General features: G+C 35.2%; 25 protein-coding genes. 16 read left to right on the forward strand and 9 right to left on the reverse strand.

Annotation, left to right across the window (positions count from 1 at the left end):
• Positions 1–211 precede the first annotated feature (211 nt).
• The 5 genes from ESY88_RS05070 to ESY88_RS05090 all read left to right on the forward strand — a co-directional run bounded on the left by ESY88_RS05070 (position 212) and on the right by ESY88_RS05090 (position 4,581).
• Positions 212–1,546, forward strand: coding sequence for a phage integrase SAM-like domain-containing protein (locus tag ESY88_RS05070; RefSeq protein ID WP_147085553.1), 1,335 nt, complete (start codon positions 212–214; stop codon positions 1,544–1,546).
• Positions 1,547–1,734: 188 nt separating this feature from the next.
• Positions 1,735–2,571 carry an RteC domain-containing protein gene (locus ESY88_RS05075; RefSeq protein ID WP_147089821.1) on the forward strand — a complete coding sequence of 279 codons (837 nt, stop codon included), beginning with the start codon at positions 1,735–1,737 and terminating at the stop codon, positions 2,569–2,571.
• A 323-nt stretch (positions 2,572–2,894) separates the two neighbouring features.
• Positions 2,895–3,179: a helix-turn-helix domain-containing protein gene (locus tag ESY88_RS05080; protein ID WP_147088457.1), complete on the forward strand. Its 285-nt coding sequence runs from the start codon at positions 2,895–2,897 to the stop codon at positions 3,177–3,179.
• 3 nt (positions 3,180–3,182) lie between these two features.
• Positions 3,183–3,935, forward strand: a complete 753-nt coding sequence (locus ESY88_RS05085; protein WP_147088465.1) for a hypothetical protein — start codon at positions 3,183–3,185, stop codon at positions 3,933–3,935.
• Positions 3,919–4,581: an ATPase gene (locus ESY88_RS05090; protein ID WP_147088458.1), complete on the forward strand. Its 663-nt coding sequence runs from the start codon at positions 3,919–3,921 to the stop codon at positions 4,579–4,581. Before ESY88_RS05085 ends, ESY88_RS05090 begins: the two co-directional genes overlap by 17 nt.
• A gap of 79 nt (positions 4,582–4,660) precedes the next feature.
• Here the strand turns inward: ESY88_RS05090 and ESY88_RS21340 are convergent, their stop codons facing one another.
• From ESY88_RS21340 to ESY88_RS05110, 4 genes are all read right to left on the reverse strand, one after another.
• A complete protein-coding gene (locus tag ESY88_RS21340) occupies positions 4,661–4,867 on the reverse strand; it encodes a GDCCVxC domain-containing (seleno)protein (RefSeq protein ID WP_147088459.1) in 207 nt (68 codons plus the stop codon).
• Positions 4,867–5,472: a mercuric transport protein MerTP gene (gene merTP / locus ESY88_RS05100; protein WP_147088460.1), complete on the reverse strand. Its 606-nt coding sequence runs from the start codon at positions 5,470–5,472 to the stop codon at positions 4,867–4,869. Before merTP ends, ESY88_RS21340 begins: the two co-directional genes overlap by 1 nt.
• An 11-nt stretch (positions 5,473–5,483) precedes the next feature.
• Entirely contained in the window at positions 5,484–5,855 is a 372-nt protein-coding gene (locus ESY88_RS05105) for an ArsR/SmtB family transcription factor (protein WP_147088461.1), read from the reverse strand.
• A gap of 201 nt (positions 5,856–6,056) precedes the next feature.
• Entirely contained in the window at positions 6,057–6,686 is a 630-nt protein-coding gene (locus tag ESY88_RS05110) for an N-acetylmuramoyl-L-alanine amidase family protein (RefSeq protein ID WP_147088462.1), read from the reverse strand.
• Between the two features lie 189 nt (positions 6,687–6,875).
• On the opposite strand from ESY88_RS05110, the gene ESY88_RS05115 reads away from it, so the two are divergent.
• From ESY88_RS05115 to ESY88_RS05155, 9 genes are read left to right on the forward strand one after another with little or no spacing between them, the layout of a single operon-like run.
• Positions 6,876–7,163 (forward strand): hypothetical protein, encoded by a 288-nt coding sequence (locus ESY88_RS05115; protein ID WP_026813281.1) that lies wholly within the window; start codon positions 6,876–6,878, stop codon positions 7,161–7,163.
• A 31-nt stretch (positions 7,164–7,194) separates the two neighbouring features.
• Positions 7,195–7,473 (forward strand): hypothetical protein, encoded by a 279-nt coding sequence (locus ESY88_RS05120; protein WP_147088463.1) that lies wholly within the window; start codon positions 7,195–7,197, stop codon positions 7,471–7,473.
• Positions 7,466–9,868 (forward strand): TraG family conjugative transposon ATPase, encoded by a 2,403-nt coding sequence (locus ESY88_RS05125; RefSeq protein ID WP_147089823.1) that lies wholly within the window; start codon positions 7,466–7,468, stop codon positions 9,866–9,868. Before ESY88_RS05120 ends, ESY88_RS05125 begins: the two co-directional genes overlap by 8 nt.
• 4 nt (positions 9,869–9,872) lie before the next feature.
• A complete protein-coding gene (locus tag ESY88_RS05130) occupies positions 9,873–10,454 on the forward strand; it encodes a conjugal transfer protein (RefSeq protein WP_189702525.1) in 582 nt (193 codons plus the stop codon).
• 2 nt (positions 10,455–10,456) lie between these two features.
• Positions 10,457–11,299 carry a hypothetical protein gene (locus ESY88_RS05135; RefSeq protein WP_147085564.1) on the forward strand — a complete coding sequence of 281 codons (843 nt, stop codon included), beginning with the start codon at positions 10,457–10,459 and terminating at the stop codon, positions 11,297–11,299.
• An 11-nt stretch (positions 11,300–11,310) separates the two neighbouring features.
• Entirely contained in the window at positions 11,311–11,925 is a 615-nt protein-coding gene (locus ESY88_RS05140) for a conjugal transfer protein TraK (protein ID WP_147085565.1), read from the forward strand.
• A 30-nt stretch (positions 11,926–11,955) separates the two neighbouring features.
• Positions 11,956–12,885 carry a conjugative transposon protein TraM gene (traM, locus tag ESY88_RS05145; RefSeq protein WP_147085566.1) on the forward strand — a complete coding sequence of 310 codons (930 nt, stop codon included), beginning with the start codon at positions 11,956–11,958 and terminating at the stop codon, positions 12,883–12,885.
• A 31-nt stretch (positions 12,886–12,916) separates the two neighbouring features.
• Positions 12,917–13,774 carry a DUF4138 domain-containing protein gene (locus tag ESY88_RS05150; RefSeq protein WP_147085567.1) on the forward strand — a complete coding sequence of 286 codons (858 nt, stop codon included), beginning with the start codon at positions 12,917–12,919 and terminating at the stop codon, positions 13,772–13,774.
• A 7-nt stretch (positions 13,775–13,781) separates the two neighbouring features.
• Complete coding sequence (locus ESY88_RS05155; RefSeq protein WP_147085568.1) at positions 13,782–14,150, forward strand: hypothetical protein; 369 nt, start codon at positions 13,782–13,784, stop codon at positions 14,148–14,150.
• 128 nt (positions 14,151–14,278) lie between these two features.
• Here the strand turns inward: ESY88_RS05155 and ESY88_RS05160 are convergent, their stop codons facing one another.
• The 3 genes from ESY88_RS05160 to ESY88_RS05170 are packed head-to-tail and all read right to left on the reverse strand — an operon-like array spanning position 14,279 to position 16,841.
• A complete protein-coding gene (locus tag ESY88_RS05160) occupies positions 14,279–15,271 on the reverse strand; it encodes a hypothetical protein (RefSeq protein ID WP_189702526.1) in 993 nt (330 codons plus the stop codon).
• A gap of 26 nt (positions 15,272–15,297) precedes the next feature.
• A complete protein-coding gene (locus tag ESY88_RS05165; RefSeq protein ID WP_147085569.1) occupies positions 15,298–16,548 on the reverse strand; it encodes a type II toxin-antitoxin system HipA family toxin in 1,251 nt (416 codons plus the stop codon).
• A 5-nt stretch (positions 16,549–16,553) separates the two neighbouring features.
• Positions 16,554–16,841, reverse strand: a complete 288-nt coding sequence (locus ESY88_RS05170) for a helix-turn-helix domain-containing protein (RefSeq protein WP_147085570.1) — start codon at positions 16,839–16,841, stop codon at positions 16,554–16,556.
• Between the two features lie 68 nt (positions 16,842–16,909).
• On the opposite strand from ESY88_RS05170, the gene ESY88_RS05175 reads away from it, so the two are divergent.
• The gene (locus ESY88_RS05175; protein WP_147085571.1) at positions 16,910–17,692 is read left to right on the forward strand and encodes a DUF2971 domain-containing protein; all 783 of its coding nucleotides are present in this window, start codon (positions 16,910–16,912) and stop codon (positions 17,690–17,692) included.
• 185 nt (positions 17,693–17,877) lie between these two features.
• On the opposite strand, the gene chrA is transcribed toward ESY88_RS05175, so the two are convergent.
• Positions 17,878–18,999 carry a chromate efflux transporter gene (gene chrA, locus ESY88_RS05180; protein WP_147085572.1) on the reverse strand — a complete coding sequence of 374 codons (1,122 nt, stop codon included), beginning with the start codon at positions 18,997–18,999 and terminating at the stop codon, positions 17,878–17,880.
• Between the two features lie 187 nt (positions 19,000–19,186).
• Between chrA and ESY88_RS05185 the strand changes: the two genes are divergently transcribed.
• A complete protein-coding gene (locus ESY88_RS05185) occupies positions 19,187–19,678 on the forward strand; it encodes a hypothetical protein (protein ID WP_147085573.1) in 492 nt (163 codons plus the stop codon).
• 78 nt (positions 19,679–19,756) lie between these two features.
• On the opposite strand, the gene ESY88_RS05190 is transcribed toward ESY88_RS05185, so the two are convergent.
• Positions 19,757–20,569, reverse strand: a complete 813-nt coding sequence (locus ESY88_RS05190; protein WP_147085574.1) for a hypothetical protein — start codon at positions 20,567–20,569, stop codon at positions 19,757–19,759.
• Positions 20,570–20,670 lie beyond the last annotated feature (101 nt).

Raw genomic sequence — 20,670 nt, forward strand, 5'->3', positions numbered from 1 at the left:
TTTTGTTAGTAGCGGGAACTGGACTCGAACCAGTGACCTTCGGGTTATGAGCTTAGTCCGTACAGCAACTAACAAAACTTAAAACTACTTAAAATCAATGATTTACATAATTTTAATAAAATTTATCATCAATTATAGGCATCCGATACCAAATTATTCTGTACTTATTCTGTACTAGTTTTTGTATCTTTATCATTGCAAAAAGTAAGTTATGGCTAATATAAAAATTGTTCTTCGTAAAAATATGATTAAAAAGGATGGTACAATTCCATTGGCCATAAGAATAAGTGCAAATTATAAGACTAATTATAAGTGGCTTGGTCAATACGTTCTTGCAAAGGATTGGGATAAAGTTGCTGGACAAGCAAAAAGAAGTCATCCAAATTATAAAATGCTAAATAATTTTTTACTTAAAAAATTAACAGAAGCCAACGATGTTTATTTAAATAACCAAGATGAAAATATTACTCCAAAACAGGTCAAACAAAAACTGAAAGGTCCAGGCGGCTCTAAATCGTTTTTTGCAGTTGCTGCTCAACGGATAAAAACAAAATATGACCGTAAAGTTTTTTCAGTAGCCAAATCAGAGCTTTCTATTTTATACAACATTGAAGAGTTTTTAAATCTCAAAACTTCCTTAACTAAAAAAGATGTTATCGAAGGTATTGCAAAACGAAGAAAAGATAGAGTTGGCAAGGCTCGAAAGTCGGAATATTCCTTTATTGATGGAATTGAACATTTCCAAAAGAAAAAAGATTTGAAGTTTCAAGATATTAATCAGGCTTTTCTAGAACGCTATAAAACCTTTTGTTCCGCTTATCTTAATCAGAAAACTAGAACAATTTCAAATCAATTAATTTTTATCAGAACACTTTTCAATGTTGCCATTAAAGATGGTGTGGTTTCTGCAAAGTATTACCCTTTTGCTGGTGACAAAGAAAAAATCAGATTAGGAACTAGTAATAAGATAGGTCTAACTATCGAAGAGGTCGAAAAAATTGAATCATTGAAATTAGAACCTTATTCTTCGATTTGGCATACGCATAATGTATGGTTGATTTCCTTTTATTTTGCTGGTATTCGTATTTCAGATGTTGTAAAATTAAAATGGTCTGATTTTAAGGATGATAGGCTGTATTACGTTATGAATAAGAACGAGAAGCCTTTAAGCCTTAAAGTTCCCGAAAAAGCGAAAGCTATTCTAGATTTTTACAAAATGAACAGAAAAAATAATGGTGGATATATCTTTCCTTTTTTAAATGAAGTCCGGCCAAATGATGATGAAGATTTTTTTACTAAGACTAGAAATGCCACTAAACTCTTCAATAAATATTTAATTAGAATCGCTGCTCAATGTGATATTGACAAAAGCTTATCTAATCATATTGCGCGTCACACTTTTGGAAATATTGCAGGGGATAAAATCCACCCATTAATGTTACAGAAGCTTTACAGACATAGCGACTTAAAAACTACTTTAAACTATCAAGCAAACTTTATTCATAGAGATGCTGATGATGCTTTGGATAGTGTAATTAGTTTTTAATCTGAGTTTTACCATTTAAAGAACACTTCGCAAGTACCAACTTTTAAGAAATTTTAAGAAAGGCATAATTTTTGCAGCTTTCCAGTAAAAAACTGTCTATAGAACGTCAACTACATAATTCTTTGTAATTACCTTATCTAATATCGACCCTACTATTAACAGTTACTAACTCTGTAATTAGGTATGGTATGAAATTACATTTACTCGCACAAAATCTAGAAAAACAATTATTAGAAATTGAAGAAAATTCAGAGACAATTATGCAACGCTCAAAGCATTCTATAATAGTCTGCACGAAACTTTTAGGTCAATTTAAAAAGGAAATTATTAACAAAGGTTTCGCCTCTATCTCGGATGAGATTTATTTTTTTAAGCACACAAAACAAATCCCATTAAGACATCTTATCTATTTTTCTGAAATTCGTTCCTTTGAAATTCAATTCCCCAAAACAGACAAAGAATCACAACGCAAATTTATTAGAAGAAAGATGCAGAAAGTCAATCGTTTCTTTAGCTACAATTTGGACTTCACGCAATATGCTGATTCAAAACATACTCATTTTGATAAAGAATATTATACAAGAGAATATTTGGGATCTTACATTATAGCTACATCTAAATTCTATTTCCAAGACCCTGAATTTTGTACACCAAGAGATATGCTTCTTGGTAAATACAGAGCCTATGATTCGCTAGCAACTTATTTAGATGAGAAAAAATTTAAAATTCGCAACGGTTTAAACGGTAAACTTAAATCCATTAAACCGATTAAAAAAATACATTGGCCATTTTCAAATACAGAATATGTAGAATTGCTCTATTCGCTATGCTCAAAAGGCTTAGGTAAACAAGATAATCAAGGCATAATGCAAGTTTCTAAAAAACTGGAACAGATATTCGACTTCACGCCAAAAGACATCTATAAGACCTATCACGACATCAAAAACAGGAAAAATAGCCGAACACTTTTTCTGGACGAACTTTCTACATCACTACTCATAGAAATGGACAAGAGCGAGGAATAAATCAATTATTCCTACTTTCAATACCCACAATTAATATGTTAAAAAACTACCGTACTACGGTTAACCTACGGTGATTCTATTTTAGACCTGTTTTTTATAAAATTTAAAGGTATTTGATGTTGCGCTTTCGCGAAAGCCGCAATAAAACACATCAAAACTTCTCAAATTTCAAGATGTTAAATTTTAACCGTACTACGGTCGTACTGGGGAATAAAATCCATTAATCCTACTCAAATTTGTAGAACGAAAGTCAAATCAGGTTAAGGGCTATCAATTAAAAATATGGAACTATTGATAGTCCTTTTCTTTAAAACCGTTCTATTATGCCGACAAGTATCATTACCACAGACGACCTTCGAGATTTCAAAATGGAATTACTCGATGACATTAAGAAACTACTTACCAATCAATCCAAAGGAAAGGTCAAGAAATATGTAAAATCTTCCGAAGTGATGGATTTGCTTCAAGTGAGTCCTGGCACTCTTCAGAACCTTCGCATCAATGGTACGCTGCCTTATACAAAAGTGGGCGGAATCATTTACTACGATACAGAGGAAATTCAAAATGTGATGGATGCCAACCGTGTCCAGCACGGTCTAAATTCTTAAATGATGAACTATATAAAGCTACTTAACTCGGCTTTTGAAAAGTTCTATTTTGATGACCGCCTAAATCCGACCCATATCAGTTTATATATGGCGCTGTTTCAAGAATGGAACAGCTCACGGTTTGCAGATGAACTCTATGTAAACCGAAGGGATTTAATGCGCTGTGCAAAGATAGGTTCAAAATCCACGTATCATAGATGTATCACAGATTTAGACGCTTGGCTATATCTGTCCTATTTCCCATCTAACAATCCATACAAAGGCAGTAAGATAAAGATGGCCATTATCGAGACAAGTGTTGAACCTGTTGTGGGACGGTACAATCCCACATTAGAACAACTTGCGGAACACTACCATCCCATACGTGAACCAGTTGTGGGACAGCACCATCCCATAAATGGACAAGTAGTGAACCAACACCGTCCCATAGGTGGACAAGCATTGGTATCTACTATAAACAATAACAAACAAGAAAACAATATAAAACAACCAAAGGGCTGGCAGGCCGTTTTTATTTTTTTTGAAGAAAAAGGTTTTGATGCTGATGAAGCAAAAAAATTCTTTGAGCATTACCAAACTCGGAATTGGCAAACGAGCGATGGAAATGACATTAGAGATTGGCGCGCCGTAGCCACAAACTGGATGGACAGAACCGAACTATTTGACGAGGAAAACAAATCAAACAAAAAACAAGCGTCCCAAATCAAGGACAACTTGCGAACCACTAAAAACAAAGACTATGGACAACCCCTCTAAAATAACCGAAGGTGGCGTAGAATATTCGCTCGGAAAGTTCGATGGTAAAAGCATACTCTACGACTTCCCAAAAATTTTGATTTACTTGAATGCAAAAGGCAAACTGTTGTTTGGCGAAAAGTTCAGGATTTATGATGAGGATAAAGATATTTTATTAAAACTCTGTTCTTATTTCATCAAGGATAAGGAAAACTGCAAAAACTACGGAATTGATATTGATAAAGGCATTCTACTTTCTGGACCCGTAGGATGTGGAAAGACCAGCTTAATGAAATTATTACGTCACATCGTGCCTATGCAAAGACCTTACGAAATGATTCCTTGCCGAAATGTAACATTTGGCTTCAATCATTTAGGTTTTAAAACAGTTGAAGAATATGGCAATACCAAATTTTACTGTTTTGATGATTTGGGTGTTGAACCTGCTGGACGGTTTTACGGCAAAGACTTGAACGTAATGGGTGAAGTTTTGCTTTCACGATACGAACTTTATCTTGATACCAAACACAAAGTTAAAACCCACGCTACCACCAACCTCAATGCTGAAGAATTGGAAGAACGGTATGGCAATAGGGTTCGTAGCAGAATGAGGGAATTGTTTAATTTGATAGCTTTTGATACTAAAGCTGGGGATAAGCGGAAGTGATTTAAAATGACTTTGATGAATGTGTTACTTGATATAGTACCATTTACTATCTAATCCTCATTAATGGCTAAGGAAATTTTTAACAGCAACTTTTGTTTTCCTGAATTGGTGGGCAAGCCATCGTTCCAAATGAACAATAGACACAACAATCGCCTTCATTTGGTTTGAGAACTGTTTTGCAATTCACGCACTCGTAAAAGAATTGACAAGCGTTTGTTGGCATTTCCTCTACTTTTTTATGTCCGCAGTTTGGACAGGTAATTTCTGATTTTAATTCGATTTCCATTAGTTTTCCTCTTTGTCGATTACTTTGTAACCCGTTGAATTAATTGCCTTCTCTATATCCTCTTTGGAAGTTTTCGAATCATCGAATTCTACTTTTGTATTAGCTTTTTCAAAAGAAGCAGCCACGTTAACAATACCTTCTAATTTCTTAACTGCGTGCGTAACGTGTTGTTCACAAGAAGCGCAAGTCATACCTTGAACATCAAAATTCACGGTTTGAATGTTTGATTGATTCACGATAACAATTTCTTTTTTATTATCAGGATAAAAAATGTGAGAGTAATATGGAAAGCTAATTGAGATAACCGCAAATAGCGTAATTCCTATTAAAAATCCTTTGGTTTGAAACCACTTTGGTTTTGCATCTATTTCACAGCAATCTTCTACTTTTTTTTGCTTTAAATAATCATACCACGCATAGCCAATTGCGACTATTGCTAAAACAATTAAGTAGGGTCTAAAAGGTTCCATCCAAGATAAGGCGGATGTACTTCCTCCAACTCCAGCAATAAGCGCAATAACTGGTGGTATGCAACAAGATGATGCGGCTACAGCAGCAAACAAACCTGTATATGCTGCTTTTTTTGATGTTTCTTCTGTACTCATTGCTATAAAATTTATGCTATTTTTCTTTCTAATTTTATTGATTTGAAGATATTGTTCAATATATCAGTTTCATCCTCATTTAATGAATAGTATAAAGTTTGCCCGTCTCTTCTTGCTGTTATAATCGCGGCGTCCTTCATTTTCCGGATGTGCTGTGATACGGCTGGAACACTCATTTTCAATATATCAGCTAAATCGCAAGGACACAATTCATTTTCTTTATTCAATAAAAACAGAATTTTCAGTCTTACATCATTACCAGCAAGGGATAATAATTTTGTTATTTTTTGAAAACTTCCTTCCATTTTATCCAAAGTTTCCATACAATTTTGCAACTGTTTTAGGTTAGCTTCTGCTCTTGTACAGGTTATTTCTAATTTCATAATACTTTATATTGTCGAACAAATGTATAACTATTTACGTATTTAAGCAAATACTTAAATATGTTTATTCACTTATCTGAAAAAACCTTAGCAAGTTATCTTCTGAAGGATTTATACAATAAAATTATCTCTGAAATAAATTCTAAAAAAATAGCTTTCAAGCTCTTTGTTAACTCTAAAAATAGGTCTTTCATAATAATATCAGTTTTGAATGGATAATAAGATAGTGCTGGCAATAAATTGGATATTTAAGGCATCTGAGATATAACTTCCTTCATCCCGATTACTCAAAAAACTCAGTTCTAATAGTAAGGAAGGACAGTAATTAACTGTTTCCCTAATCACTTGAAAATCCCCAAACTTTACACCCCTACTTTCATAACCTATGGTTTTACATAACGCCTTTTCAATTTGAAAGCCAATAAATACAGACTGTCTTGAATATTTTCCTTGCTTTTTTGAAGCATAAACTTCAACACCTCTCGCATCAGGATTATCTGAATGATTACAATGTAACGACACAAACAAATCTGCTTTTAGGATTTTGGCAAGTTTGGTTCTGTCCGATAATGAAATAAGTGTATCGCTGTACCTGGTCAAATAAATATTAAGAGGCTTTTCCAATTCATTATTTAGCCTCAAAATGGCATTTGCAATACCCAATACCACATCCTTTTCTTGGATGTCATTTACACCAATTGCCCCAGAATCTTTTCCACCGTGTCCAACATCAATAATTATTCTTTTTTGGGCACTCGTTTCTTGTCCAAAAATGATGCACATTTTTAGAAGCAAAAAGACAAAACTGACGTTTTTGAGCACTTTTTTCATTTTCAATTTTCAGGTTATCAACAACTTCCATTCAAAAACCCATAGCATTTGATACCAATTAATAGCAACGGAATTCAAACAATATCAAATAATATTTTATTCACAAATATTTGATTATCAGTTATTTAAAAACAAATATATGTAAATTTCCAATAACGAAAATAGCATAAAAATCTAAACAATTTTATTATGAAAAAATCACTCTATTTAGCATCATTCCTTTCGCTCTTATCCACTTCGCTTTTTGCTCAAATTGGTGGCATAGAAGATTCAGTTAATGATGTTGGCGACACTATCCGAACCATTTTTCCAATACTACTCGGTGTAATCTTTCTTGTAGGTTTCCTGTTCAATGCAGGACATTTTTTTGGGGAAAATGCAGACTTGAAAAAGGGGATTACCCGAGTTTTAGTATTTGTTCTTATTGCTGGTGCAGTAGTCGGAATCTTTACTTACCTAATTGGAATCGTAGTATAATCCACTAAGTGGGATTTAATTACAAAGCTATATGAAGAAATTCGAGGTATATAAAAACATCAGGAAACGGGCGGTCATTTTTGGGCTGCCTATTTCCCTGTTTGCATTAATGATGGTTGCAATACTTGCTTCGTTATTAATCATCATTTTTTCATTCAGCTTCTTAATGATAATAGGCGTTATGGTTTTCAATGCAGCCTTATATATTGCTCTAACAAGGATGGCTAATAACCCACAACTATTTCAGTCGGCAAAAGCCTTTCCAAAAATTATAAGCAACAAAAGAAATTCAGGCTTTAATTATGAATAAGATTAACCTCTCGGCATATCAACCCATCGCAGATATTCAGGACAATATCGTCTTTGCCAACAATGGCAATGTGGTCTTGTGCTATGAAGGCAATCTGCCAGAAATCTATTCGCTTTCTGAAAAGGATTTTGAGGATATGCACGGTTCTTGGTTTCAGGCATTAAAATCTTTGCCTGTTGGTACTGTGGTTCATAAACAGGATATCTATTTGAAGAAGTCCTATTCTTCAGAACAACTTCCTAACAAAACCTTTTTAGAGAAAGCAACACACGAGCATTTTAAAGGTCGTGGACATATTGAACACAAATGCTATCTATTCTTTATACTGACCAAAAACAAGGCGCTCAACAATCCAAAATACGTCAATCCGTTCCGAAAAATTTCAAAAGGAATCGTTCAAGAACTGGACGACAACATAAAGAGTTTCGCCAACTCGGTAAGTGATTCGGTTTCTTTCATTAACAATAGTCGGAAAATGGCCTTTCTTCCGCTTAATGCGAATGAGATTCAGCAATTAACGAATAGCTATTTCAATGGGTTTAATGAGGGATTTGATACCGATATTTTACTGGATAAGAAAAGCGTCAATATTGGCGAAAACCATTTTGATGCCCTCGCCATCAATAGCGAACTGTGCTTTGGCGAAAGTGTACAGAGTAGCAAAACCAATGAGAAATTCACTTCTGACGATTTTGTGTTTCATCAAGGGTTCGTTGATGGCTTAGGGCTTACGCTTAATGAAAACCACATTATCAATCAAATTTTATATTTGGATGATAAACAAAAGTGGCGCAAGCTGCTCGATAAGAAAATTGAGGAACTTAATAAAAGTTCCAATTTCGGTTCACAGAACAAAGTAGTTTTAGGAAAAATCCAACATATCCTTGACCAAATTAATGCCGATGATAATGCACGTATTATTCGTGGTCATTTAAACATCGTTTACTGGGCAAAGGAAGCTAAAGAACTCGATAAAATAACTTCAAAAATCAAGACCGAGTTTAAGGAACTGGATATCATCCCATACTACCCGAGAGGCGAAGAACGGAAGAATTACATCCTTAATAGCTACTGCTGTTTCTCTTCCAACTTCTCAAATAACGATTTATACGTAACGGATTTAAAGCACGCACTTTGTCTGTTTATCAATAATACAAATTACAAATCTGATAATACTGGAATCATTTTTAATGATAGAGAACATAACATTCCCGTTTTAAAGGATGTTTGGGATGAAAAGAAGAAACGCATCAAAGCGAGAAACTTTGCCATTTTTGCACCCACAGGCGAAGGAAAATCCTTTTTGGCCAATAATATTCTACGCCAATATTTTGAAAGTGGTGTTCGTTTGGTCATTATCGACTTGGGTGGTTCTTATACCAAATTCGCAAAGCTTTATCCTGAAAAATATACGGTGCTTCGTTATGAAAGCGGAAAAAACTTAGGCATTAATCCTTTTTACATCAGCGATGTAAAAGATTTGACACCGGAACGGTTGGAAGATTTATCGGTTTTCCTTTTTGAACTCTTTGCTTCAGATATGAAAGTGACCAAGGCTCAATCGGTTTCGGTAAAAAAGATATTACGTCATTATTATGATAGTACAACAGAAAAACACTCTTTGGATGGTTTTTACAGCTTTATAGAAAGGAATCAGAAAGACCTACTGAAAACCTTAAAAATCCATCCCGACTACTTCAATGTGACGAGCTTCTTGCACGTAATGTCCGAATATGTCGGCGATGGTCTATACAGTTTCTTGTTTGAGGTAAGCGAAGACCAGACTTACAAAATTGAAGACAAAAGATTAATTGTTTTTGAGCTGGATGAAGTCAAGGATAATAAAGAAATCCTGTCCGTAATGTTGAAACTCATAAAATCAGCTATCCAAAGAACCATTTGGAAAAACAGAGCGGAAAAAGGCATCATCCTATTCGATGAGTTTGCCAAACAACTGAAGTTTGATAACGTATTGGAAAGCGTGGAATTCTACTACCAAGCTATTCGTAAACAGAACGGTGCGATTGGGATTATTCTGCAATCCATCAATCAGCTTCCTAACAATTCTACATCGGCAAGCATACTTGAAAATACACAAGTTATTTATAGCCTAAATAATGAAAAGGGTTATGACGAATTGGTCAAAAGGCTCAATCTGTCCAGCCACGATTTAAACCAATTAAAGTCAATCAAGAACAACCTTTCCGGTCCACGCAAGTACACCGAAATGTTCATCAAAATTGGTCGTGAAAGTAACATTTTCCGTCTCGAAGTTCCGAAGGAAGTGTACGCAGCTTACCTAACCGATGGACAGGAAAATGAAGACATAATGAAACTCTACAATGAACATCACAATATGGAAAAAGCAATTATTCAATTCACATCTAAAACGTAATATTATGAAGACAAAAATCAAAATTTTAGTAATGACCGTAGCCCTGACCTTATTTATGTCGGGAAATGCTTCCGCGCAAGGAATGCCCACGTATGACAACACAAATTTTATCAGTTTGGTAAAACAACTTTTGGAATCGGGTAAACAGACCGCTCAAATGATTAAGTCTGTAAAATTCTTAAAAGATGCTAAAGAAGCCATCGAGCAGGTTTCAAGCGTGGTTCAACAACTAAACGCTGTCCAAGAAATTGCAGACAACAATCAGCGCCTTATCAATGTAATGCAAAATGATTTACAGGACATTTTAAATTCGCCCTACATCAAACCCGATGAAGTTTCCAGAGTCGTGGAATCATTCGATGCCATAGTCCAAAACTCATTAGAAACGGTAGATTTTATTGATGAAGTTTTATCCAGCGATTACCTAAAAATGAGTGATGCAGAACGTGAGGAAGTCTTGAAAGAAAAAGAACTGGAATCAAAAGAAATGGTTTCCAATATCACTACCAAAACGAGACGTTACAAGGATATTATTTCCTTCAGAAAAATGCAGGATAAAATCAATAATCGCGAAACGGAATACTAAAGATGACCGCAACCATACTTTTAGGGATTGGACTGGAATACATCGATACGGTGTTTCAAACCATACAGAACAGTAGCTTCTCGCAATACACCATTGCAGGAATGAAAACGCTTGCTGTTCTGTTTTTTCTGGTCAACATCCTTAAAAAGTACAATGAAGGTATTGCAGATAAAGACGGTTACACTTGGGGATTGAGTCCTGGGGAATTGATGAAGAATTTTGCAATTGTCATTTTGGTCATCTTTTCAACACAAGTATTAGGTTTCTTCGATAGTATTTTGGTTTCCGTTGAAGCTCAATATCGTGGTACTGCACCAGCCTTATTGCCTTTACAGATGCAGGATATTCCCATTGAAGAAGATATAGGCCTAATGGATGCCGCCAAAAATGCAATGACATTACTTTATGAAGCTCTGGTTACACCACTCTACGGATTTAAAATATTTGCTTTCATCATTGGCATTATTCTTTGGATTTTAGATTTGTTCATTTACCCTTTGTTTTTAGCTGAACGGTTTTTCCTTTTAGGAATAATGCAGGCGTTTTTTCCCTTGGTTATTAGCCTAGCAGTTTTTGAGAAATTTCGCTCATTAGCTTATACATTTTTCAAGTTGTATGCTGCGGTCTATATGTTGGTACCAGCTTTCTTTTTAGTCAACATATTTGTTAATGCGCTCTATACTGAAATCAATACTAATTTCTGGGTTAATCTTTTTGGAACAGATGTCGGCGAAGGCTTTTTTGCACCTGTGGTACAGCTAGGGTCTGTATGCTTTATCGTTTTCCTAAAATTCAAACTATATAAACGCGCCACGTCCTTTACGCTTAGATTATTTACCAGCTAATTACATACAGAATGAAAACACCATACAAGAATATTTATAACGTTTTAAAGTTGAATCGGTTTATCGTTTTGGCAGTAATTGTCCTTGCATTTTTATCTAGCACATTTTCACTTTGGATGGCTTTTTCTACCAATAAAAAAGCACTCAATAGTGCTTTTGCCATCAATACTGATGGCAGTATTATTCCGCTGAAATTGATTACTCAAAAAGAAAACTTTCAGGTTGAAGCTTTGGCACATTTAGACCTGTTTCACAACTATTTCTATAACATTGATGCTAGTAATTATGAACGAAATCTTGAAAAGGCACTTTGGTTAGGTAATAGTTCCGTGGACAACCTTTATCGACAGAAGAAAGCGGATGGTGTATATAACCGATTACTACAATATTCGCTCGTTCAAAAAGTATTGAGCATCGATTCCCAAGTTGAAGAACAAAACGGAACATATGTCTTTAGAACGGTTACCGTATTTGAAATCAATCGAGGTTCAATAATAGATACCTACGAACTTGTTTCTAGCGGAAACTTAATTCCAGTAGACAGAAACTTCCCCAATAATCCACACGGTTTATTGATTACAAACTATTTCGAGAACTCACTAAAAAAATTAAACAATGAAAGTTGAGCCGATAATCGGCATTTAAAAACCACGATTATGAAAGTAGAGAAAAATAAAATAGTATTTGCAGCGGTACTGGCTGTGATTTTCATATTCCTGATATCCTATTCCGTGATTGTAATGGGCGATGATGAAAGTGAGAACGAGAACCTAAAACAAACTTTAGTTCCTGATTTGGACGAAAACCAAAAAGAGTATGATTCTAAATTGGACGCCATTAACGACCTAAAAGAAGTTCGTGAGAATAATGCACCAAGTATCTATGACGAAAAATTGATTGATTCGCTTGGCTTCTATGACCCAAATTTACCAGAACTGGAAAAAAAACGTATTGTAGATAGCATTTACGAATCAGGTAAGATTCAATATTCGGAAAAGCGTTATCAAAATTTCGGACAAAAGAAAGCTGACAGAAAAATCACAAAGAAAATCGACACAGCTGATATAAAGCGAGAGCAAAAGATTGAGGCCAAAGAATTAGGTCTTGAGCATCAATTGTTCTTTGCAGCTTCGCCCAAACCCAATGACCTTTCCATCATAGAAAATACAGATGAAACTATTTATGTAATCGTAGATGGCAGCCAAGTTGTACAGGCAAATTCACGCATACGAATGCGTTTATCCAAGACTGCCCAAATCAACAACATAACTATTGAAAAGAATACACCTATCTATGGTCTAGTGAGTTTTCAGCCTAACCGAACAATTATAAAAATCGAAAATATAAATCACAATCCTACAAGTTTAAAGGCTTTTGACCTACAAGATGGTAGCGAAGGTATATACGTTGAGAATAACTTTAGGGCAGAGGTAACTACCGAAGTTTTAGATGATGTTATCAGCGATATCAATATACCAACCGTCCCGCAAGTTGGCGGAATAACAAAAGTATTTAGACGCAGTAACCGAAACATAAAAGTGACGGTGTTGAACAATTACAAACTAATTCTAAAACCAAAATTATGAGCCCATAATGGGCATTTAAAAACGCACTCTTATGAAAAAACATATCCTTATTTCAGCTCTTATTATTGTTTGCGCTTTCGCACCTCGACTTTGCTCGGCACAGGCTACAGCTCAAACGCCACAGATTCTTGACACTATTTACGCAAACGATACCAAAAATGTTGCGCTGTTCTTTCCAGAACCCATACGGCAAGGGGTTACTGGCGCAGACAATTTTGTATTTACCTACAATCGAGAAAAAGAACAGTATTTTGGATTGCTTCAAGCAAAACCTGGCAAAGAAAGTAATCTATTAGTAATCAACAGAAATGGCTCGATTTTTTCGTATATTGTAAAGTATAAAAAACATCTCTCGAAGCTTAATTATTTCGTTTCGAAAGCAAGTAGTATAGGCAATGAGAGACCTTTCGTTAATGATAGTACTGTAGTAAAGAAGATTGAAGATTCCGTTGATAATAAGACCTTTTATTATACTAAATTTTCTTCTTATCTTCTTGACAAAAGGCAACGTATAGCTACGATACAAAAACGAAATGAAGGCATCGTTTTGAGTATTAAAAATATCGTTTTTGACAAAGAAGAATTGTATTTCGTTATCGAGATTGAGAATAAATCGACATTGGATTACGACTTGAATTTTCTTAATCTTTCAGTTGAAACAAGACAAAAAGGCAAAAAGAAATCGTTACAAAAACTATTTGAAGAACCTATATTCAAATACAAGCTTCCACAAAAGATAACTGAAGGTGAAGTTGTAAGATTGGTTTACGTGCTGCCTAAATTCTCGATAAGCAATGACCGCAGATTGGTTGTGGAATTGAATGAGAAAAACGGGGAACGGGATTTAAAATTGAAGGTATCGCACAAATATATCAATAACCCAAATTAATACTGTTATGAAAAAAATAGTCATTTGCTCACTCGTACTTTTATTCATTTCCTGTTCAGGAAATAAGGATATGTCGCCACCTGAAACTGCTAAAGTAGTAGCCGAAAGTTTTTATCACGGCGATAAGGCAGCTTTAAAAAAGCATACTACTGCGGAAGGCTACGCCAACCTTTCAAGCATACAAGAAATGTTTGCTAAAGATAAAAATTCAGAATCTAATTTCAAGATTGTAGATGAAGCTATGGATGGCGAATTTGTTTGGATAAAATATTCCACAGCTTACGACCCAAAGCCTGGTGTTTTTAAATTAGTCCAAGAAGATGGGCAATGGAAGGTTACGCATAATGGGCCGAGGGATAAAGGCCCATTTGAATAATTTCGGCTATAAGCAGTTGCGCAGGTTGGCACTTAACTCTGTAAGTAAGCACCAAGTTGAAAATTCTTTCGGAATTTTCAGAATAAGCGAGAACAATCATCTACTTATATTATTGTTGTGTACCGTAGTTATTTTTCTTCTGTTATTCGTATTATTTTATCGTCCTTAAATTCAAAGATATACTGTCTGTATTTTAATGTTATATTATCCTTGTTGGTTGAATCTGGAAAATATTTAACCCCAATAGTAATGCTAAAGGGTAAATTGATATTCCAAGAAGAACGTATTTTAAAACCTATACAACAAAGATTTTGGTCTTTGGATTCTATATATTTCTTAAACTCCTCAATCCCATTAAATTCTGATTCGGTTTTCCATTTAACGTTTTTCTTAAAAATGAAATTTTTGTCAAGGTTTTTTAAGATACCATCTAAATCATTTTCGTTACAGGAATTTATAAAATCCCGAACCCTTTTTCGGGGAATTCTTTGCCGTTTCCTTATTTCTTTCTTCTTGTTTTTTAAATATTCTTCAAAATCATTATTTACTATACTTTCCATCCTGTTGTGAGCATAATGAAACGCTTCAAGAGGTGTTTTATAAAGTCTGTCTTTTAGAATTTCAGACTTGTCGTTCGTATCTTTATTTCTAAATTCATTAAGAAGCAAAAAGCCTTTTTCGTCTGTATTTTTGTTTACTCCATCAACGATATTAACGTAATAGCTCTGTTCTTTATCTTCGAATAATACTGTTATTCTTGGATTGAATCTTGTCAATTTATTTTTTGATTTCTTTACCAAATATTTAGTTTCGTTTAATGGGTTTTCTAACGGACGTCCCCAACCATCAGTATATAATTCAGATTGATATCGAGATATTTGTAGTCTTATTTCTTTACGACCTTTTTTGAGATTTTCAGTAAATTCATAATCTGTAAAGCAATTAAGTATTGCTTTATCCAATTCCCATTCTTCGTAGTCGCTTGTAAAATTAAGAGCGAAGTTTTCTTCATATTCACAAATAAAAATTGGAAACTGAATTTTACTATTAATAACGCAATTCTTGGTCAGTTCTATATCTGATTTCCTATTTATTAAAATCGAAATTTGAGTTTCTATCATTGAATTATTTTTAGTCAGTCATATGGCTACCATCTAAAAGCCCCAGCCATTAGTTGCATTTCCGAGTTTTTAATCCCTATCTCTTTTGCCATAATTTTCCAATTTTTCACAACTGAGAGCACATCATCAAGAATGGTCTGCATTTCTTTTTCGCTTAAGCGAAAATATTTACCGACACTTTTAGCCAACTCAAAATCCAATGCATTATCATCCATATCTATGTTAAGGGAAAGTCCGTCTTTTTCTATGGATGGATTTAAGTCATACGCTGGCGATAAAATCCATCCTTTATCAGTTAATATAAATCCGTGGTTACGCAAGTGGTCGTCCGTATTAGAAATCGCTATGTTAAACACAATACGCCGCCACAGCTGATGCAAATTAGCTTCCACATCAACACCGTAATTCTCTATAAATTCAACTATCTCAAGATAGCTTGGTGCAGTATCTTTGATAGAATCTTCAGTATTGCCGGTCATTGTCATCGCAGAGGCAAAATGGATGCGCCTTGAGTTGTACCTATCAAATCGTTTCGTTAAAAAAGTATGGTATTGTCCGCTAATTTTTTCAATTTTTGATTCCGCCATCTCTATACCCGAATCAACGGCAAGACGGTATGCCAGAAATTCCCAAGAGGCTTTATCGATAGTATCTGTTTTCGATGGGAATTTTGCTATCCATAGATTTTTTTGAGCGTCAAAAATATTGGCCTTTGGTCTTGCACCACCCAATGAAGAACCGGGCGCAATTAGAACGGCAATCCATTTTCTGATTTCGTCATTTTGCTCATCACTTTCCAATTGTCTGGCCGCTTCCTGTAAATCGCCCAATGAAGACCAAGGTGGTGTAGGGGTATGGGCATCATTGTCTAAAAACGGTCCTTCCAAATCGGTTTTGAAGCGAAGGGCACCCATCCTGCTTTCATCGAAAACACCGAGCAAATAATCAATTTCGTAAAGTGTTTTCTGTTTTTCGTCCTTTGCCCTGGCATCTTGTGCTGCCCTGCGCTTCATAAGTGTTTTCCCCCACGTATCTGGCATACTATCCAAGAATATTCCAAAATTCTCTTTGTTTGTTGGATATTGTGGTCCAGAAAAGAATGCTATATCTGGGTCTAATATTCGTTGTGCATCGGTTTTTAACCAATCTTTATCATACTCAAAACCGAATGCTTTTTTGCCTTTGGCAAAATGAGCGGAAAGTACGCCTACAAAGGTTGGCTTCTCTAAAGTTGCCCAGTCTGCAAATACATATATATCAAATTTTCCTGTTGCCATACCGCTTATAATAAATCAAGGTCTTGTAATTTTCTTCCAAATTCATCATCTACTGCCAGCTTCAAAAAGTCGTCCTGAAGATTCAGCACCCTAAACACATTAAAATACAACCCTATGGAAACTGCTGGGTCGCCTTTTTCGATGCGATAAAGCGTAGCTCTATGTATGCCGGCACGTTCGGATACTTGTTCGGTCGTGAGTTTTCTTCTCTTACGCGCCAGTTTTATATTTTCCCCAATCTGTTCAAAAATCTTCTTGTATTTTGGAAGAAGAATGGTTTTCTTAGAGTTCATAATGTTGCTCATTTACGACAAATATACAATTTTTGTTGTAAATTAGCGACAATTAAAGATTTGTAATTGTGTATAGTATTTTTGACCAAGACCACGAGCTATCAATAAAAATGGGAATACCGAATGTATTTCGATTCCGTCCGCCCAATGTAAATACTTTAAGCGAGCTTAAAGAAAATTATATTTGGTTTTCAGATAGGGACTCACTTAATGATGAATTAGATTCTAATCCAGAATTTGTGAAATTGTCAACTAACCCTGAAGAGCAAAAGCTGCTTTATAATACAATTGCAGAGAATATTCTTGACCCAAAAACCAAAGCTTATTTTGATAAGAATATGGATGCAGATAGGCTTCAAGAATTTGCTTCAACCAAAATAAAACCATTTGTATCGAGTTTTGGGATAGCCTGCTTTACAATGTACCCAATGAATGAGAAACTATGGGACATCTATTCTGAAAATAACAAGGGTATCTGCCTTCATTTTGACAGTAGTGATGACTCCTCTTTTTTTCATAATATTCTACCAATTCATTATGTCTCACGTATAAAAGAAAGAGAATACAGCGCAATTTCACAACCCAATCACATCATTGACTTGTTCTATAAAAAAACCGAAAAATGGTCTTATGAAAAAGAACTTCGTCTGCTCAAAGAAGAAACTGGAAAGATTAAATTTAAGCCTTCGTCTTTACAAAATGTACTTATTGGCTGTGATGCCGAGCAAGACTTTATAAATACAGTAGTGGGTATCGTCAAAGACAATTATAATAAAGTAAATATTTTTCAAGTAATTGAGCCAGTTTCGATAGGGAAATTATCTTATAAGCCGTTGTATATTCCTAAATAAGAAATAAAATATTTGACCACCTATTTGACCACCCATTACACCACCTATTGCACCACCTCAAATTCAATTGAAAATAGACTTCGCTTCTTCATAGACCCTTTCAAAATTAGCCGCTAAATCTGTCTGAGAAAAACTTGGTAAAATTCCTGTGATAATTTCATTCCCTGCAAGCACAAAGCGAATATTTAAATAAAAGTCAATACATATCCAATGATTGCTCCGCCCAAAACGATAAATGCACTATTCACTTTTTTGAAAACAAAGACCACGATTAAACTTGCCACGGCAATTAAAATGGTACGCCAATCGGTCAAGGTGTCTTTTGCCATTTCTACACAAACTGCGATTATTAAGGCAACCGCTGCGACATTTACTGCATCCAAAATCGCTCCTATGATTTTTGATTTGCGCATTTTGGGTATCAATGGATTTAATATCAGCACAAGAAGAAATGAAGGAAGGAAAATCCCCAAAGTTGCAACGATTGCACCCGTAATTCCATTCATTTGCCATCCTATGAAGGTTGCAGTAGATAAAACGGGTCCTGGCGTTATTTGTCCAACCGCAACTGCGTCAATCAAAGCTTGTCTTGTTAGCCATCCGTTGGCGACTAATTCCGTGTCGAGAAAAGCAAATAACACGTAACCGCTACCGTAAAGTATTGCACCAACTTTTAAGAACGTCAAGAACATTTTTAATGTCCCAATTTTTGAAGGGTCGACTACCTGAAAAAGTAAAAGCGGAATAAAACTCTTTAAACTACGTGTATTTTTTTTAAAGAAATAGATAATCAAGCCAAGCAGACCACAACCAAAAAGAGCGATTATTTCGTTTACTCCGAATAAGCAGGCAACTAAAGTTATAACACCTAAAATTGCGAGTTCCGTATTTTTTACCGCTTTTTTTCCAAGTCGAAAAGCCGCCATTATGATGATTGCAATAACAGCTGGTTTTATGCCATATATAAAAGGCTCAACTTTTGGCAATTGTCCATACTGTTGGTAAAGCCAAGCAAAAATTGAAGTAATAACGACTGCTGGAAAAATAAAACAAAATCCTGCCACAAAAAGGCCTTTCCAACCTGCACGTTCGTGACCGCAATGCATTGTCATTTCGGTAGAATTTGGGCCTGGAATTAAATTGGTTGCACCCACAAGGTCGAGAAAGTGCTCTTGTGTCATCCACTTTCTTTTTTTTACAACTTCATCTTCCATCATTGCGATGTGGGCTGCGGGACCGCCAAAAGCGATGCTTCCAAGCTTAAAAAACAATTTTGCTATTTCTATAAGTTCTTTCTTGTTTGACATAATCGTAACGTTTTGAAAACGGTGTGCTATTTAATGCAAAACGAAGTTCAAAATATATAAATTTTAAATTTACTATGTTATGGTATCATTAATAATAGTGCCTTTGTGAAAAATGTATCAAATTGAAATTGCAATGGTTCAGCTTAAATTTCTTAATTTTGTTGTCAACATTAAAAATACAACGAAAATGAAAAAATTGTTACTAATACTATCAGTAACCGCAGTTATCTTTATAAGTTGCGACGACAAGAAAAAAGACCTTAGCGCACAATATGACACTTTGATGACAGAAAGTGATAAAATAGAAATGGCGCACCAGAAATTTGAGGAAGTCCATAAAAGTATGATGGGCGAGCACCAAAAATTTTCAGAAGAAGTTGAAGGAATGGAAGTACAGGATTCTACACTTTTAGGGGATGTAGCCAAGCACGGTGTTATCCTTAAAAAGCACGATGCCATTATTGAAAGCCACGCCGCAATTATAGAAGGGCACAAAAAGTTAAAAACCGATTTTGACAACCTTAATGCGGTAGAGATGGAAGCTGAAATCAAACAGATGAAGAAAGACCACGATAAGATGATGGAAGAACACAGCTCTATGGAAGACGAGCACGAGATGATGATGAAAGAGCATAAAGACCTTAAAGAAAGAATGGTAGAAAATATGGAAGAACAGTAAATATCCGAAGCCATACCAAAACTAAAAATCCGTGCTACAATGCACGGATTTTTTTTGGTTGAAGAAATAAGCAATCTATTATTCCTTAAGCATAACAGTTCGGGTTACCTCGTTAAACACGCCAGGTATCAAATTCTCTTCAGCATCTAAAAGTTCAAGATTGATTGTTACCTCGCCTAACGGAAGACCTTTGATAACTTGCGGTGCCCACTCAGTTATCATAAACACTTCCCCGTTTATCGTAGCTCGTACCTTGTTTCCTTTCTCAGAAAGTGTAGTGTTGAGCACAAAAAAATCAAGCAGTAGGTTCTCTGTATCTTTACCCGCATACTCGCCTTTTGGGCGGCTGTAAATAAGCGTTGGGGCTTCCATATCCAAATCTTGGACATCTTTAGGGTCGCTACCCACCATCAATTTTTTGACAACTACTGAATTATCGTTCTTGACAGATTCGTGGTACGAACGGCTCAAGAAGGCGACCAAATGATGCACCCCTTCTGGAATTTCTTTTTTGAAATTTGGCTCATAATGTGCGGAATACGGCTGGTTATTCAAAATAAAATGGATGTGCTGCCCTTTACCTGAATTGGCTAATCGGTCAGCGTTTTTGGATTCGGTCTGCGCGCCTAATTCATAATTGTTTACGTCGAAGGCAAAATCCACTTCTCCCGCTTTGCTTATTTTCATTTCTACGGATTTCATCATTTTAAGTGAAGCATCTGCATATTCAGGCGAGCCTTCCAATTTTTCAATGGTGATAGATGACGCTTCAGAAATAATTTCACTCTCGGTGGCCATTGGACTTTTAACATCCTTCTTCTTTGGTTCTTTACAGCCTATCGCCATTAGCAAAGTTACGGCCGCTAAACTTAGCATTTTTGTTTTACTCATTGTTGAATGTTTTATTGGGTATTCTTGAATCTTTGATTTCATTGTTTTGTTTTTTAAGATTAATTATTCGTTTCCTAGATTAAATAAGACTTTATTGATAT

The organism is Subsaximicrobium wynnwilliamsii, assembly GCF_007997225.1.
Taxonomy (GTDB): domain Bacteria; phylum Bacteroidota; class Bacteroidia; order Flavobacteriales; family Flavobacteriaceae; genus Psychroserpens; species Psychroserpens wynnwilliamsii.

Bases quoted from the DNA above. Each gene is read 5' to 3' on its own strand.
- ESY88_RS05125 (WP_147089823.1), top strand. From the start codon at position 7,466: ATGAATAAGATTAACCTCTCGGCATATCAACCCATCGCAGATATTCAG.
- ESY88_RS05115 (WP_026813281.1), top strand. From the start codon at position 6,876: ATGAAAAAATCACTCTATTTAGCATCATTCCTTTCGCTCTTATCCACT.
- traM (WP_147085566.1), top strand. From the start codon at position 11,956: ATGAAAGTAGAGAAAAATAAAATAGTATTTGCAGCGGTACTGGCTGTG.
- ESY88_RS05090 (WP_147088458.1), top strand. From the start codon at position 3,919: ATGGACAACCCCTCTAAAATAACCGAAGGTGGCGTAGAATATTCGCTC.
- ESY88_RS05165 (WP_147085569.1), bottom strand. From the start codon at position 16,548: ATGGCAACAGGAAAATTTGATATATATGTATTTGCAGACTGGGCAACT.
- ESY88_RS05150 (WP_147085567.1), top strand. From the start codon at position 12,917: ATGAAAAAACATATCCTTATTTCAGCTCTTATTATTGTTTGCGCTTTC.
- ESY88_RS05185 (WP_147085573.1), top strand. From the start codon at position 19,187: ATGAAAAAATTGTTACTAATACTATCAGTAACCGCAGTTATCTTTATA.
- chrA (WP_147085572.1), bottom strand. From the start codon at position 18,999: ATGTCAAACAAGAAAGAACTTATAGAAATAGCAAAATTGTTTTTTAAG.
- ESY88_RS05085 (WP_147088465.1), top strand. From the start codon at position 3,183: ATGAACTATATAAAGCTACTTAACTCGGCTTTTGAAAAGTTCTATTTT.
- ESY88_RS05140 (WP_147085565.1), top strand. From the start codon at position 11,311: ATGAAAACACCATACAAGAATATTTATAACGTTTTAAAGTTGAATCGG.
- ESY88_RS05170 (WP_147085570.1), bottom strand. From the start codon at position 16,841: ATGAACTCTAAGAAAACCATTCTTCTTCCAAAATACAAGAAGATTTTT.
- ESY88_RS05080 (WP_147088457.1), top strand. From the start codon at position 2,895: ATGCCGACAAGTATCATTACCACAGACGACCTTCGAGATTTCAAAATG.
- ESY88_RS21340 (WP_147088459.1), bottom strand. From the start codon at position 4,867: ATGGAAATCGAATTAAAATCAGAAATTACCTGTCCAAACTGCGGACAT.
- ESY88_RS05130 (WP_189702525.1), top strand. From the start codon at position 9,873: ATGAAGACAAAAATCAAAATTTTAGTAATGACCGTAGCCCTGACCTTA.
- ESY88_RS05155 (WP_147085568.1), top strand. From the start codon at position 13,782: ATGAAAAAAATAGTCATTTGCTCACTCGTACTTTTATTCATTTCCTGT.
- ESY88_RS05070 (WP_147085553.1), top strand. From the start codon at position 212: ATGGCTAATATAAAAATTGTTCTTCGTAAAAATATGATTAAAAAGGAT.
- ESY88_RS05160 (WP_189702526.1), bottom strand. From the start codon at position 15,271: ATGATAGAAACTCAAATTTCGATTTTAATAAATAGGAAATCAGATATA.
- ESY88_RS05120 (WP_147088463.1), top strand. From the start codon at position 7,195: ATGAAGAAATTCGAGGTATATAAAAACATCAGGAAACGGGCGGTCATT.
- merTP (WP_147088460.1), bottom strand. From the start codon at position 5,472: ATGAGTACAGAAGAAACATCAAAAAAAGCAGCATATACAGGTTTGTTT.
- ESY88_RS05135 (WP_147085564.1), top strand. From the start codon at position 10,457: ATGACCGCAACCATACTTTTAGGGATTGGACTGGAATACATCGATACG.
- ESY88_RS05190 (WP_147085574.1), bottom strand. From the start codon at position 20,569: ATGAGTAAAACAAAAATGCTAAGTTTAGCGGCCGTAACTTTGCTAATG.
- ESY88_RS05110 (WP_147088462.1), bottom strand. From the start codon at position 6,686: ATGAAAAAAGTGCTCAAAAACGTCAGTTTTGTCTTTTTGCTTCTAAAA.
- ESY88_RS05105 (WP_147088461.1), bottom strand. From the start codon at position 5,855: ATGAAATTAGAAATAACCTGTACAAGAGCAGAAGCTAACCTAAAACAG.
- ESY88_RS05075 (WP_147089821.1), top strand. From the start codon at position 1,735: ATGAAATTACATTTACTCGCACAAAATCTAGAAAAACAATTATTAGAA.